Source organism: Acidovorax sp. GW460-11-11-14-LB4, assembly GCF_059423685.1.
In genome coordinates this window covers 1-14,344 of sequence record NZ_JBWKYJ010000005.1, presented here as the reverse complement: position 1 = coordinate 14,344, position 14,344 = coordinate 1, and the positions used below count along the sequence as shown (strand labels likewise).

Genomic DNA, 14,344 nt, shown 5'->3' with positions numbered 1-14,344 from the left:
AACAGGATCGGCCGGGCGATCAGTCCACCTTGATATTGGCCGCCTTGATGACCTGCGCCCATTTGTCCACTTCGGCCTTCTGGAAGGTGGCGATCTGGGCCACGCTCATGTCGGCAGGCTCCATGCCAAACCCCTTGAGGCGGGTCTGCATGTCGGGCTGGGCGAGGATCTTGCGGATCTCGTCGTGCAGGCGGCTCACCACTGGGGTGGGCGTGCCGGCCGGCACAAAAATCGCCTGCCAGGACTGCACCTCGAAGTCCTTGAGCTCGGCGACGCCGGACTCCGCCACCGTGGGCACGTCGGGCATGGAGGCCAGGCGCTTGGGCGACGTGACGGCAAGGGCGCGCAGCTTGCCGCTCTGGATGTGCGGTGCGGCCACCACGGTGGTATCGAACATCATGTCCACCTGGCCGCTGATCACGTCCTGGATGGCGGGGCCGCTGCCCTTGTAGGGAATGTGCGTGAACTTCACGCCCGACTTGTAGGCCAGCAGTTCCACCGCCAGATGCTGCGAGCTGCCCGTGCCGGCGGACGCAGACGACAGGCCGCCCTGCTTGCCCTTGGCGGCTGTCAGCACGTCCTTCAGGGTTTTATGGGGGCTGTTGGCCGACACCACCAGCACCACCGGGTTGGTGCCGATCAGCGTGACGGGGCTGAACGACTTGATGGGGTCGTAGCCCAGCTTGGGGTACAGGCTGATGTTGATGGCATGCGAGCTGACCGTGCCACCCAGCAGCGTGAAGCCATCCGGGGCCGAGCGCGCGGCGGCCTCCGAGCCGATGCTTCCGGCCGCACCGCCCTTGTTCTCCACCACCACCGTGGTGCCCAGGGCTGTGCCGAGTTGCTGGCCGATCAGACGGGCCAGGGTGTCGGTGGTGCCACCGGCGGCAAAGGGCACCACGTAGCTGATGGCTTTGCCGGTGGGCCAGGTGGTCTGGGCCATGGCGGGCAGCGCCATCAGCGCGCCTGCAGCAGCCAGCGCTGCGGATTGAACCAGGGTTCTGCGTTGCATGTGTTTGTCTCCTAGGGGCAATGAAAAAAGGGGGCAAAGAGCGAGGGCGCCTGCGGAGGCCGTGTTGTCGGTGCAGCCTGTGAACGCACGCCCTTACCCGCTCAGGGCATATCGACGATCTCGATCCAGTTGGGGTTCTTGCCCACCGGAACGCGGGTGGGCACACCGGGAAGGCCTGTCGCGGGGTCAATGGGGTGCAGTGCGACGTGGTGCGACTCCTGTCCCGCAGCGATCAGGAAGCGGCCAGACGCGTCCACTGCAAAACCGCGCGGCGTCTTTTCGGTGGGCACATGCCCCAGGGGCTGCAGCTGCCCGGTGGCGGCATCGACGCGAAATGCGCTCAGCGTGCTGGACGTGCGCTCCGACGCATACAGCGTGCGGCCATCAGGCGATAGGTGAATGTCGGCGGCCCAGGGCTTGCCCGCAAAACCTGCGGGCAATGCCGTGGTGCGCTGCAGCGGGCGCAGCGTGCCACGCTCCTTGTCGTAGGCCATCACATGCACGGCCGCATCCAGTTCGTCCAGCAGATACAGGTGGCGCTGGTCGCCGCTCCAGACAAAGTGGCGGGGGCCGGACTTTTCGGGCGCCACGGGGGTCAGCGCGGGCTCGTGGGCGGTGAGCTTGCCGGTCTCTGCATCAAACTTCCAGGCCGAGAGGTGGTCGCCACCCAGGCTGGTAGCAAAGACATAGCGGTTGGCTGCGTCCGCGTGGATGGCGTGCGCGTTGGGCGCGGTGGGGATAAGTTGCTGCACCGCTCCCACGACACCGTCCTTGCCAATGCTGTTGACCGTGATCTTGTGTCCGGGGTAGGAGGCTGCGAACAGCCAGCGCCCGTTGGCGTCGGTGTCGATATTGGCCATGCTGTCGGCCAACGGCGCCTCGCCCAGCTTACGCAGCTTGCCGCTGGCCGGGTCAATGGCCAGGCTGACCACCCGAAACGGCTGCGAGCGCAGCGCCACATAGAGCACGCGCTTGTCCGGGCTGACGGCCATGGGCATGGCAGCGCCGCCCAGTGCCGTGGTGTCCACGGGCTTGAGCGTCCCGGCGGCGCGGTCCAGCTCCAGCACCGACACATCCTGGCTGTCTGCATTGGCCACGTACACCCAGGTGGCTGCCTGCACCGCCTGTACGCCCAGCGCGGTTGCGACGGCCAGCATCACGGGCGCGACGCGGTGATGGATACGAAATGGGATGCTCATGCTCGGTCCCCTGGTAGTGCCTTCGGCTGGACTGCAACTCCGAAGCGCCCGCCAGTGAGGCTGTGGTGGTTCTGCTGCGCCCGGAGACGCCATTCGCAGGGCGATTCATTGCTGCAGCATCGTGTGATTGTGATATGTCGTCATACAACAAGGAATGCATTCTGACCCATCTTCAGCGCTGACAGAGAAGGGGATTACCCGAGGTCACGTACAACCTCGAAACACCCGCCAGTCAACAATTTCTGGATTTTTTGGGCCAGAAATCTCAGTACAAACCCTGAAATCCCCCTAAACATGCACTGAATGACACCGACATGGATTGCATATTTTTCGACCTAGTTGTACGATGACTAACAACACAAACACACGGAGACATTCCATGAGCCTGCAACGTCGCGCAATTCTTCTGGCCTGCACTGCCGCTCTGGCGGCAGCTTCTGCCACGGCCCAGACCGCTGAATGGCCTGCCAAGACACTGCGCATCGTGGTGCCCTACCCACCAGGCGGCAGCTCGGACATCATTGCGCGCTCGATCAGCCAGGCGCTGTCCGAATCGCTCAAGCAGAGCGTGATCGTCGAGAACAAGCCCGGCGCCAATGGCAACCTGGGTGCCGACTTTGTGGCCAAAGCCGAGCCCGATGGCTACACCATGCTGCTGTGTGATGTGGGCGCGCTGGCGATCAGCCCCTCCGTCTACACCAAGCTGTCTTTCGACCCCTCCAAAGACCTGCGTGGTGTGACCATGCTGGCCTACTCGCCCCACCTGCTGGTGGTGCACCCCTCTGTGCCGGTCAACAACCTCAAGGAGCTGATCGCCTACTCCAAGAAGAACGAGTTGAACTTTGCCGTGACGGCCACCGGCAGCGCTCCCCACCTTGCCGGCGTGGCGCTGGAGCGCGCCAGCGGCGCACGCTGGCAGTACATCCCCTACAAGGGCGGCGTCACCGCGATTCAGGACACCGTGGCGGGCCAGACCCAGGTGCTGATGAACGGCATGCTGGCCACCCTGCCCCAGGTACAAAACGGCAAGCTCAAGGTGCTGGGCGTTTCCAAGTCCACCCGCATGCCGCTGATCGGTGACGTGCCCACGATTGCCGAGCAAGGTGTGGCCGGCTACGAGTCCGGCACCTGGCAAGGCGTGCTGCTGCCACGCGGCACACCCGATGCGGTCGTGCAAAAGCTCAACAAGGCGCTCATCACTGCCATCCGCGCACCCGAGATCCGCTCGCGCCTGGCCGGCCAGGGCGCCGAAGTGGTGACCATGACCTCCACCGAACAGGACCAGTTCTTCGCCAAGGAACGCGCGCGCTGGGCCAGCGTGGTGAAGGCCGCCAACATCAAGCTCGACTGAGCGCCGCAGACACCCGTTTCATTCACCATCCTCTCCCGCTGCAATGACCATGACCCCGCAAGAACTCAAAACCATCATGGGCTCCGGCCTGCTCTCGTTCCCCATCACCGACTTCGACGAGCAGGGCAACTTCCGCCCCAAGACCTACATCGAGCGCCTGGAGTGGCTCGCCCCCTATGGCGCCAGCGCCCTGTTTGCCGCCGGTGGCACCGGCGAGTACTTCTCGCTCTCGGGCCCGGAGTACAGCGAGGTCATCAAGACGGCCGTGGATACCTGCCGGGGCAAGGTGCCGATCATTGCCGGTGCCGGTGGCCCCACCCGCACGGCCATTGCCCATGCCCAGGAGGCCGAGCGCCTGGGCGCCCATGGCATCCTGCTGTTGCCCCACTACCTGACCGAAGCTGGCCAGGAAGGCCTGATCGCCCATGTGGAGCAGGTCTGCAAGAGCGTGAAGTTTGGTGTGATCGTCTACAACCGCGACCGCACCAAGCTTACGGCCGAGTCCCTGGCCATCCTGGCCGAGCGTTGTCCGAACCTGGTGGGGTTCAAGGACGGTGTGGGCAATATCGAGACCATGTCTTCCATCTACATGAAGATGGGGGACCGCTTCTCGTACCTGGGCGGTCTGCCCACGGCGGAGGTGTATGCCGCTGCCTACAAGGCGCTGGGCACGCCGGTGTATTCGTCGGCGGTGTTCAACTTCATCCCCAAGACGGCGATGGAGTTCTACAAGGCGGTGGCCAGCGATGACACGGCCACGCAGCACCGGCTGCTCAAGTCGTTCTTCATGCCGTACCTGGCCATCCGCAACCGGGTGGAGGGCTATGGCGTGTCGATCATCAAGGCGGGGGCGCGCATCGTGGGCCATGACGGCGGGCCGGTGCGGGCGCCGCTGACGGACCTCAAGCCCCACGAGATGGAAGAGCTCAAGGCGCTGATTGACAAGCTCGGGCCGCAGTAAGCGCGGTCTGGCGCCGGGCCTGGTACACCAGGCCCTCGTTTTTTGCTCCCATTGCAGACACCCCTACACCCCGGGCCCGGCCGTGCACAGGTCCGGAGGCAGTCGTGGCACGCCCATTCCCAAAACCCCAACACAACAACGGAGACAGACAAAATGTTCAAGCAAATCGTTCTCGCCGCGGCCGCTGCCGTGACCATTGCCGCGCTCGCAGGTTGCGCCACGGGTGCGGCAGCTACAGCCTCCTCGGCATCGACCGAACAGGCAGTGGCTGCCGCCGCAGAAAAGCTGCGCGTGGCCATGATTGACCCCACGCCCGCTGCACTGACCGCCCTCGTCGCCGACGACCTGAGCTACGGCCATTCGGGCGGCCGCGTGGACACCAAGGACAGCTTCATCGGCGACCTGATCGCTGGCAAGTCCGACTTCGTGACCATCGCCATCACCGACCAGACCATCAAGGTGGTGGGCAACACCGCCATCGTGCGCCACACCCTCACGGCCGACACCAACGACTCGGGCAAGCCCGGTAAGGTGCAGATCAAGATCCTGGGCGTGTGGCAACAGCAAGGGGGCCAGTGGAAGCTGCTGGCGCGCCAGGCCGTGCGCGTCGCGGCATGATGTAGACACATCGGGGCGGCTGTGTGCCGCCGTATGCCGCCCCTTGCATTTTTTGGCACTGTTGCCCCACGAAACCATGACCACGACTCCCCATCGCATCCTGCAAATCGGCCGCCTGCCCCTTCCTGCACTGGAGGCCGAACTGGCGGCCCATTACAGCGTCGCCTGCCTGGCCGACCAGACCGATCCGGCGGCTTTTCTGGCGTCGCACGGTGCGGAGTTCACGGGGGTGGTGACCACCGCAGCCATCGGCCTCAAGGGCGAAGTCATTGCGGCACTGCCCAACCTTCGGGTCATCAGCAGTTTCGGCGTGGGTTTTGATGCGCTGGACATCGATGCAGCCAAGGCCCGTGGTGTGCAGGTGGGCTACACACCCGGCGTGCTCAACGACTGTGTGGCCGACATGGCGTTCGCACTGATGCTGGATGTGTCACGCCACGTGGCCGCCAGCGACCGTTTTGTGCGCCGTGGTGAATGGCCGAAGGCCAGATACGCACTGGGCACCCGCGTGTCCGGCAAGCGGCTGGGCATTGTGGGCATGGGCCGCATCGGGCAGGCCGTGGCCGAGCGTGCGAGCGGCTTTCGCATGGAGGTCGGGTACCACAACCGCCGCCCGGCACAGGAATGCGCACTGCCGTACTTCGAGTCGGTGACCGCGCTGGCGCAGTGGGCCGACTACCTCGTGCTCACCGTTGCAGGCGGCGCTGCAACGCGCCACCTCGTCAACCGCGATGTGCTGGAGGCCTTGGGCCCCAAGGGATTTCTCATCAATGTGGCGCGTGGCACTGTGGTGGACGAGGCGGCACTGATCGATGCGCTGACCGAGCGCCGCATTGCCGGCGCCGGGCTGGACGTGTTTGAGAACGAACCCAGCGTGCCCGCCGCGCTGATGGCGCTGGACAACGTGGTGCTGACCCCGCACACCGCCAGCGCCACGCATGAAACACGGCGCGCCATGGCCGACCTGGTGCTGGAGAATCTGGCATCCTTCTTTGCGACCGGCGCCGTGCGGACGCCGGTGCCAGGCACGCCGGGCGCCTGAGCCGGCCACTGCGCTCTGGGCAACGCTACTGCCCTCACAGGGAGGGCGGGGGGCCGCTCAGCGTGTCACTTCACGCGGTCGCGCGAGATGTCCATGATCATGCGCGTGGCCAGGTACAGGCGCGGCACGATGGTGTTGATCTGCACGTACTCCGCATCGTTGGAGTGCGCGCCGTAGCCCGACAGGCCCATGCCCTCCACCACCGCGCCCTTGGTCTTGAGCGCCGCAAACGCTGCGTCGGTGCCGCCGCCCGTGGCTTTCTCCACCACATTGAGCGACATGCCCAGCTCCTGGTAAATGACCTTGCCGTAACCCGCCACGCGGCGGGATGCGTCGCTGGCCTCCAGCGGCGGGCGGCGCACTTCAAACTTCACATCCACCTTGGATGCGGGCAGCAGCTTGCTCTTGACCTTCTCTTGCAGGCCTTTCTCCAGCCCGTCGAAGTCCGCCACACGCAGCGCGCGCGCATCGGCCTGGGCCGTGGCTTCGGCCGGAATCACGTTGCGGTTGGTACCTGACTTGGACACCGTCCAGTTCAGCTTGAGGCCCTCGTCGGTCTTGGACAAGTCCTTCATTTGCAGCAACTGGTGCGACAGCTCATACAGCGCGTTCACGCCATCCTCGGGCTTGGCCCCGGCGTGCGACGCCTTGCCCTGCACCGTGAGGTAGGCCGCCCCAATGCCGCTGGTGGCCAGGCGCAGCGTGCCGTCGGTGCCGCCGCCTTCGAACGACAACACCACGTCCTGCTCGGATGCCACACGGGTGATGGTGCTGCGCCAGCCGGGCGAGCTGATTTCTTCGTCGCCGTTGATCAGCACGGTGAGCGTGCCGTAGTCCTTGAAGTTGAGCTTTTGCAGCAAGGCCACGGTGTGGATGATGAGCGCGATGCCCTGCTTGTCGTCCGAAATGCCCAGGCCATAGGCCTTGTCGCCATCGATGCGGAACGGCTGGCCTTTGAGCATGCCTTTCAGGTACACCGTGTCCATGTGCGCGATGAGCATGATCTTCTTGCTGCCCGTGCCCTTGAACACGGCCTGCACTGCAGGGCCCACCTTCTCGGGGGTGTCGTCGAGGCGGTAGATGTCGCTGGTTTGCAGCACATCCACCGTGCCGCCCAGTTGCTTGAGCTGGCTGGCAATGCGCTCGGCGATCTGGTTCAGGCCTTCGATGTCCTTGCTGCCCGACTCGATATGCACCAGGTCACGCAGGGTGTCGAGCAGCGGCTGCTGCTCCTTCTGGGCCAGCGCATGGACATCAGCCACCGGCGCAGCGTGGGCCACGGCGGCGGCAAACGCCAGCGCCAGCGAGGTCATCAGGGGGCGGACAAACGAAGGGGCTGAGTGTGGGCGGCGCTGCGGATGGTGCATGGTGCGAAGGCTCGGTGAAAAGATGAGGAAAGCGATTATGGAGTCTTGCAACACCAATTTCAAACACTGATCCTCCTTGCAATGTTTCGGTCAGCGCCTGCGCGCCAGACTCAGCCCGCAGGCGCAAACACCTCGGGGCCCAGTCGTGACTTGTGGCCCCTGGGTTCAAACAGCCACATGCCATACAGCGGCAGAGATTCCGCCAGCCGCAGGGGCGCCACCAGCGTGGACGCGCCGCCCAGCAACGCAGGGTGCGGCACAACAGCCAGCAGGTCGGACTGCGCCACTAGGTGCAACAGGCTGGCAAAGTCGGGGCAGCGCACGGACATCTTGGGCGCGGGCATGCGGCGCACACGGTGCGCTTCCGTCAACACATCCACCGGTCCGCTGACACTGGGCCCCACACAGGCCCACGCAGCGCCCTGCAGTTGCGCCAGCGACTGGGCCCGGACCCATGGGTGGCCCTTGCGCGCATAGACCTGGGGATGCAACTCGTACAGGGGGCGCTCCGCCACATCGGGATGCGCAAACTTGCGCGGTTTGGGGGCAATGACCGCATCAAAACGCCGCTGTAGCAGGCCGTCCAGCAGACTGCCTTCATCGGCCGTCGCCATCTCCAGCGAGCGCCGGGTGTTGGGCAGACACCAGCTGGCATACAGCAGCGGTCCACAGACCAGCGCCGCTGAAGACGTGAGCCCCACCCGCAGCAGGTATCGGTCTGCCGCAACCACTGGCGCGCGGGGCAGCGCCTCCACCCCTTGTGCCAGGGGCAGGGCCTGCGCAGCCACGGCCCGGGCCAGGTCGGTGGGCACATGGCGGCGCCCCTCCCGCACCAGCAAGGGCTGCGCAAAGTGGGCTTGCAGCGCCTTCATGCCATGGCTGATCGCAGGCTGCGACACGCCGCAGGCCTTGGCCGCCAAGGCGAACGAGCCTTGTTCGATGACCGCATGGAGGTATTGCAGGTAGCGCAGATACATAAACACCTTTTATGTATAAGCCACCATTGTCTCTTGTCGTGCGGCGCGGAGTTGGCGAAGCTACGCACTCCACTCCACGCCCTTTGCATCGCCACGTATGAGCCACAACCCCATCGACACCGTCCGCACCTACCTCGCCCACCTGCATGCCAGCCACACCGACGGGCTGATTGCCTGCTTTGAAGACGATGGCGTGGTGCATTCGCCCTTTCTGGGCACCATGCGCGCGAACGACTTTTTCCAAAAGCTCGGCCAGGCTTCCAGCGGCAGCGTGATCACCGTGCTGGATCTGTTTGTCTCCGCGCAACCAGACAACGGTGGCGCCGTGCGGGTGGCCGCCTATTTCCGCTACGACTGGACTTTGAACGATGGGCGCGAGGTGACGTTCACCTGCGTGGATGTGTTCACGTTCGACGCGGGCAGCACCCGCATCCGCGACATGAACATCGTCTATGACACATACCCGCTGCGCGAAGAGGTGGGCGACAAGTACGCGCCTGATCCGGTCACAACAGCTCCACGCCCTTGAGCGTGACAAAACTGGTCTCGCGCGTCACCTGCACAAAGTCCTGCAGGTACGGCTTGCCCGACAGGCTGGGCAGGCTGGCCGCGTGCAGCTCGCCGCGCAGGCCTTTTTCGCCAGGTCCTGCCGCAATGGGCCGCGCCGTCACATACCCCCGGTCCAGGTAGCTCTGCACCGCCCACAGCGGCAGCGCCGCCACGCCGCGCCCGCTGGCCACCAGCTGCAGCATGGCCACCGTCAGCTCGGTGGTGCGGCGCGGGGGGCGCACGCCGGCGGGCTCCAGCACCTGGCGGATCAAATCGAGCATTTCGTCGGGCACGGGGTAGGTGATGATGGTCTGGTCGGCAAAGTCCTGCGCCACCAGGTGCGGCTTGGCCACCAGCGGGTGCGTGTTGGCCAGCAGCGCGCGGATCTCGAAACCAAAGAGCGCGTGGTAGTCCACGCCCGCCTCGTCGGCATCCACCTCGGACACGATGGCCACATCGGCCCGGCCCTGGTGCAGCAGGCCCACGGGGTCGGCATGAAAGCCGCTCACGATGTCCAGCTCCACCTCGGGCCAGCGGGTGCGAAAGGCGTCCATGGCGGGCATCAGCCAGTCAAAGCAGGTGTGGCATTCCACCGCAATGCGCATCTGCCCACCCTGCCCCAGCACCAGGCGGGCGATGTCGCGCTCGGCGCCTTCCACCTGGGGCAGCATGGCATCGGCCAGGGCCAGCAGCCGCTCGCCCACGGCAGTGAACTGCGGCGGTACCGATTTGCGCTCGAACAGCTGCTGGCCGTAGCGGTCTTCCAGCAGCTTGATCTGGTGCGACAGCGCCGACTGCGTGAGGTTGAGCAGCTGCGCGGCCCGCACCAGGCTGCCGCTGTCGCGCAGGGCCACCAGGGTGCGCAGGTGGCGCACTTCCAGGATTGACTGGTTCATTATTAATTTTCAAGTTGATCGACTAAAACTTTCGTTTGAATAATAAACGAGCCCGCGCGACCATCAGTGCCTTCATTGCATTGCTCGATTCAGAAGAAGGAAATCACCATGTCGCTCGCCGCAGTCGCCGTAGCAGCCGCCACCCGCCGCCCCGTGCTCACGCACACCCTGGGCTTTCCGCGCATGGGGGCGCATCGTGCGCTGAAATTCGCGCTCGAATCCTTCTGGCGGGGCGACAGCACCGAGGCCGAGCTGCAAGCCACCGCCGCCCAGCTGCGCCAGCAACACTGGCAAGCACAGGCCGATGCAGGCCTGGGTTGTGTGACCGTGGGCGACTTTGCGCTGTACGACCACGTGGCCAACCACATCCAGCTGCTGGGCTGCGAGCCTGCGCGTTTTGGCTTTGACGGCCACACGCCCGAGCTGGCGCGTTACTTTGCAATGGCGCGGGGTGTGTCGGCGCACGCCTCAGACGACCACCAAGGCTGCAGCGCCGGTTGCCAAGCAAAGCACCCCACCACCGGCCAGCCCGCACTGGAGATGACCAAGTGGTTTGACACCAACTACCACTACCTCGTGCCCGAGTTCAGCGCCCACACCCAGTTCCACCTGGCCAGTGAGCGCCTGTTTGCCGAAGTGGCCGAGGCCCAAGCACTGGGCCACCGCGTCAAGGCCGTGCTGCTGGGGCCGCTGAGCTTCTTGTGGCTGGGCAAATCCAAAACGGCGGGCTTCGACCGATTCAGCCTGCTGGAGTCCCTGCTGCCCGTGTACGAAGCCGTGCTGGCACGCCTGAAGGCCCAGGGCGTGGAATGGGTGCAGATCGACGAACCCATCCTGGGCCTGGACCTGCCCGACGTGTGGCGCCACGCCTTTGAGCCCAGCTACTGGCAGCTGGCCCGCACAGCGCCCAAGCTGCTACTGGCCACCTACTTCTCGCCGCTGGCCGAGAACCTGCGCCTGGCCTGCCAACTGCCCGTGGCCGGCCTGCATGTGGACGCCGTGCGCGCGCCCGACGAGCTGGTGGGCGTGGCCGACTGGTTGCCGTCGCACAAAGTGCTGTCGGTGGGCATCGTGGACGGCCGCAACATCTGGCGCACCGACCTGGATGCGGCGCTGGCCAAACTGCGCCCCGTGGCCGACAAGCACCAGGGCGAGTTGTGGCTGGCACCGTCGTGCTCTCTGCTGCATGTGCCGTTCAGCCTGCAGGCCGAGACGCAGCTGGATGCCGAGGTGAAGTCGTGGCTGGCGTTTGCGGTGGAAAAACTCGATGAGCTGCGCGTGCTTGCCACCGCCTTGTCGCAAGGCGAAGCGGCGGTAGACGACGAACTGCACGCCGCCCGCACCGCCCTGGCCGCCCGCCGCGCCAGCCCGCGTGTGCACCGCGCCACCGTGGCGGCCCGCATTGCCGCGGCCGCGCCAGGGGCCGATCAGCGCGCCAACGCCTTCCCTGCTCGGCAAAAGGCCCAGCGCGCACGGCTCAAGCTGCCGCTGCTGCCCACCACCACCATCGGCTCGTTCCCGCAGACGGCCGAGATCCGCGCCGCACGCGCCGCTTTCAAGCGCGGTGCGCTCGATGCAGCCCACTACCAACAAAAGATGGAAGCGGAAATTGCCTTGGCCGTGCACAAGCAGGAAGCCCTGGGCATCGACGTGCTGGTACACGGCGAAGCCGAACGCAACGACATGGTCGAATACTTCGGCGAGCAGCTTGACGGCTTTGCCTTCACCGCCAACGGCTGGGTGCAAAGCTATGGGTCGCGCTGCGTGAAGCCGCCCATCATCTACGGCGACGTAGCCCGCCCCGCCCCCATGACCGTGGCGTGGACGCAGTTCGCCCAGAGCCTGACCACCAAGCCCATGAAGGGCATGCTCACCGGCCCCATCACCATCCTGCAGTGGAGCTTTGTGCGCGACGACCAGCCCCGCGCCACCACGGCCGACCAGATCGCCTGGGCGATCCGCGACGAGGTGTGCGACCTCGAAGCCGCAGGCATTGCCATCATCCAGATCGACGAGCCCGCCATTCGCGAAGGCCTGCCGCTGCGCCGCGCGGGGTGGAAGAGCTATTTGGAGCGCGCCACGCGCGCCTTCCGCATCAGTGCCAGCGGCGTGCGCAACGACACGCAGATCCACACCCACATGTGCTACAGCGAGTTCAACGACATCCTGCCCGCCATCGCGTCCATGGACGCGGATGTGATCACGATTGAGACGAGCCGCTCGGACATGGAGCTGCTGCAGGGGTTCGGTGATTTCCGCTACCCCAACGAGATCGGCCCCGGCGTGTACGACATCCACTCGCCCCGCGTGCCTGGCGTGCAGGAGATGGCTGCGCTGCTGGAAAAAGCCGCCGAGGTCGTGCCCGTGGAGCACCTGTGGGTGAACCCCGACTGCGGCCTCAAAACCCGGGGCTGGCCCGAGACCGAAGCCGCCCTGCGCCACATGGTGCAGGCCGCGCAGGAAGTGCGCGAGCGGTTGCTGGAAGAGGCGGCCTTGGCCTGACGGCCCCCCGGTTCAGCCCGCAGCGCGCTTGATCTCGGCCAACTTGACCAGCACCTGCAGCGCGTGGTTCAGCGGCGTCGGCACGCCCAAGGCGGCGCCGCGCTTGACCACATAGCCATTCAGGTGGTCGATCTCGGTGGGCTTGCCCCGCGCCAGGTCCTGTGCGGTGGACGAATACTGGCCGGGCATGGTGCTGGCAATGCCGCGCACCGCCGCCTGCACATCGCCCGGAATCGTCACTCCGTCAGCAGCCGCCACCGCCAGGCACTCGGCCACGATGTCGGCAATCACCTGCGTCACGCCGGGCACCTGCACCAGCGGGCCGTAGGGTTGTTGCGACAGTGCAGACAGCGCGTTGTAGGCGCTGTTGAGCACCAGCTTGGCCCAGAGCGCGCCACGCACGTTGTCTGACACCTGGGTGGGAATGCCCGCCGCCGTGAGCTGGCGGGCCACCTCGTCGCTGCGCGGCGAAGGTGCGATCACCAACTCGCCCCGGCCATGGTGCACCACGTGCCCGGGGCCGCCCATGGCAGTAGCCACATAGACCACCGCGGCTGCCACGGGGGTGCTGGCGTCCAGCACGGCGCGCACGCGTTCGTCATTGTCCACACCGTTCTGCAAGGTCAGCACCAGCGCGCCAGGCGCCAGGTGGGGACGAATCTGCTGCGCGGCGTCTTCCGAGTCGGACGACTTCACGCAGAACAGCACCACGTCCGCGCCGTGCACCGCGCTGGCCTCGGTGCTGGCCGCCAGGGGCACCTGCACATCCATCGCCGCCGTCTGCAGCCGCAGACCGTTGTCACGCACGGCCAGCACGTGGGCGGGCCGCCCGATGAGCGTGACGGCATGGCCCGCCCGGGCGAGCAAGGCACCAAAGTAGCAGCCCACGGCACCCGCGCCCATCACGGCAAAGCGCAGGGGCGGTGCAATGTCCAAGGCAGTGGGCAGGGAGGCAGATGAATCAGCAGCAGCGGTCATGGCGGTGTCCCGGTGGGCAAGTCACAGAAGGGGCGGTCAACAAGGCGCCTCACTATATCGGCGGCAGCCTGCGCACCAAAAATCAAGGTTTTTTGGGCTGATGCGCTAGTCGAACATGCCTTATCAGCTATCAAATACGTAGCAAATTGACATTCTGCAAGGCTGCTTTCAGGGGCGCACTCCCTTCACTCGCGCCATTTTCAGCACCGCGAACCCCCGTCCGTTACCTCCCGTTCGTGTGCTCCCACCCCGCTCAAAGGCCCCTCTCCAGTGTCAGGAATTTAATCAATGCAAAGACAATAATTGTCTAGTCAATTAAATTTCCCACCCATGTCAGCCCCTCCCGAACCCAGCCAAGCCCCCGCGTTCTACAACGCCGAGCACTACGACCCCAGCAAGCTGGTGCCCGAAAACAGCGTCGGCTACCTGATGCGCAAGGTGATGTCGTCCATCCGCACGCAGGCCGATGCCCAGCTGGCGTTGCACGAACTCACCTACGCCCAATGGCTGCCACTGTTCAAGTTGTCGCTGTGCGAGACCGCCACCGTGGCCAGCCTGGCGCGTGACCTGGAGACCGACCCCGCCTCCATGACCCGATCGCTCGACCGCATGGAAGCCAAGGGCCTGGTGGTGCGGGAGCGCTCCACCGTGGACCGCCGCGTCGTGCAGCTCAGGCTCACACCGGAAGGCCAGCGCATTGCTGCCCTGGTGCCGCCCGTGCTGGCCGACGTGCTCAACGGCCACCTCAGCGACTTCAGCCACGACGAGTGGCAGCTGCTGCTGGCCATGCTGCGCCGCATGCTGGCCAACGGCGAAGCGCTGCGCCAGCAGCCCCCCTCACCCACCGAACCAGCAGCCGGTTGACCCCGCCCTGTTGCCCTGCCCCCTGGAG

At 65.7% G+C, this 14,344-nt stretch carries 13 protein-coding genes; 7 read left to right on the top strand and 6 right to left on the bottom strand.

Going from position 1 to position 14,344, the window contains the following annotated elements; translation table 11 throughout:
• Positions 1-19 precede the first annotated feature (19 nt).
• Both AC07X4_RS03850 and AC07X4_RS03845 read right to left on the bottom strand, forming a co-directional pair.
• On the bottom strand, positions 20-1,012 hold the full coding sequence (locus tag AC07X4_RS03850; protein WP_494739288.1) for a Bug family tripartite tricarboxylate transporter substrate binding protein: 993 nt from the start codon (positions 1,010-1,012) through the stop codon (positions 20-22).
• A 101-nt stretch (positions 1,013-1,113) separates the two neighbouring features.
• Complete coding sequence (locus AC07X4_RS03845) at positions 1,114-2,211, bottom strand: lactonase family protein (protein ID WP_494739287.1); 1,098 nt, start codon at positions 2,209-2,211, stop codon at positions 1,114-1,116.
• A 379-nt stretch (positions 2,212-2,590) separates the two neighbouring features.
• On the opposite strand from AC07X4_RS03845, the gene AC07X4_RS03840 reads away from it, so the two are divergent.
• The 4 genes from AC07X4_RS03840 to AC07X4_RS03825 all read left to right on the top strand — a co-directional run bounded on the left by AC07X4_RS03840 (position 2,591) and on the right by AC07X4_RS03825 (position 6,183).
• Positions 2,591-3,562 carry a Bug family tripartite tricarboxylate transporter substrate binding protein gene (locus tag AC07X4_RS03840; protein ID WP_056062533.1) on the top strand — a complete coding sequence of 324 codons (972 nt, stop codon included), beginning with the start codon at positions 2,591-2,593 and terminating at the stop codon, positions 3,560-3,562.
• Positions 3,563-3,611: 49 nt separating this feature from the next.
• The gene (gene kdgD, locus AC07X4_RS03835; protein WP_056062529.1) at positions 3,612-4,523 is read left to right on the top strand and encodes a 5-dehydro-4-deoxyglucarate dehydratase; all 912 of its coding nucleotides are present in this window, start codon (positions 3,612-3,614) and stop codon (positions 4,521-4,523) included.
• 153 nt (positions 4,524-4,676) lie between these two features.
• Positions 4,677-5,141, top strand: a complete 465-nt coding sequence (locus tag AC07X4_RS03830; protein WP_056062526.1) for a nuclear transport factor 2 family protein — start codon at positions 4,677-4,679, stop codon at positions 5,139-5,141.
• A 76-nt stretch (positions 5,142-5,217) separates the two neighbouring features.
• Entirely contained in the window at positions 5,218-6,183 is a 966-nt protein-coding gene (locus AC07X4_RS03825; protein WP_494739286.1) for a 2-hydroxyacid dehydrogenase, read from the top strand.
• A gap of 65 nt (positions 6,184-6,248) precedes the next feature.
• Here the strand turns inward: AC07X4_RS03825 and AC07X4_RS03820 are convergent, their stop codons facing one another.
• On the bottom strand, positions 6,249-7,550 hold the full coding sequence (locus AC07X4_RS03820) for a M20/M25/M40 family metallo-hydrolase (protein ID WP_494739285.1): 1,302 nt from the start codon (positions 7,548-7,550) through the stop codon (positions 6,249-6,251).
• 110 nt (positions 7,551-7,660) lie between these two features.
• On the bottom strand, positions 7,661-8,527 hold the full coding sequence (locus AC07X4_RS03815; protein WP_494739284.1) for a LysR family transcriptional regulator: 867 nt from the start codon (positions 8,525-8,527) through the stop codon (positions 7,661-7,663).
• Between the two features lie 97 nt (positions 8,528-8,624).
• On the opposite strand from AC07X4_RS03815, the gene AC07X4_RS03810 reads away from it, so the two are divergent.
• Positions 8,625-9,056 carry a nuclear transport factor 2 family protein gene (locus AC07X4_RS03810; protein WP_494739283.1) on the top strand — a complete coding sequence of 144 codons (432 nt, stop codon included), beginning with the start codon at positions 8,625-8,627 and terminating at the stop codon, positions 9,054-9,056.
• Here AC07X4_RS03810 and AC07X4_RS03805 read toward each other — a convergent pair.
• Complete coding sequence (locus tag AC07X4_RS03805; RefSeq protein WP_494739282.1) at positions 9,034-9,972, bottom strand: LysR family transcriptional regulator; 939 nt, start codon at positions 9,970-9,972, stop codon at positions 9,034-9,036. The two genes, AC07X4_RS03810 and AC07X4_RS03805, sit on opposite strands and share 23 nt — an antisense overlap.
• A gap of 108 nt (positions 9,973-10,080) precedes the next feature.
• On the opposite strand from AC07X4_RS03805, the gene metE reads away from it, so the two are divergent.
• The gene (gene metE / locus AC07X4_RS03800) at positions 10,081-12,474 is read left to right on the top strand and encodes a 5-methyltetrahydropteroyltriglutamate--homocysteine S-methyltransferase (protein ID WP_494739281.1); all 2,394 of its coding nucleotides are present in this window, start codon (positions 10,081-10,083) and stop codon (positions 12,472-12,474) included.
• A gap of 12 nt (positions 12,475-12,486) precedes the next feature.
• Here metE and AC07X4_RS03795 read toward each other — a convergent pair whose 3' ends face one another.
• Positions 12,487-13,452 (bottom strand): ketopantoate reductase family protein, encoded by a 966-nt coding sequence (locus AC07X4_RS03795; RefSeq protein ID WP_494739280.1) that lies wholly within the window; start codon positions 13,450-13,452, stop codon positions 12,487-12,489.
• Positions 13,453-13,782: 330 nt separating this feature from the next.
• Here AC07X4_RS03795 and AC07X4_RS03790 point away from each other — a divergent pair, with 330 nt between their 5' ends.
• A complete protein-coding gene (locus AC07X4_RS03790; protein WP_494739279.1) occupies positions 13,783-14,316 on the top strand; it encodes a MarR family winged helix-turn-helix transcriptional regulator in 534 nt (177 codons plus the stop codon).
• Positions 14,317-14,344 lie beyond the last annotated feature (28 nt).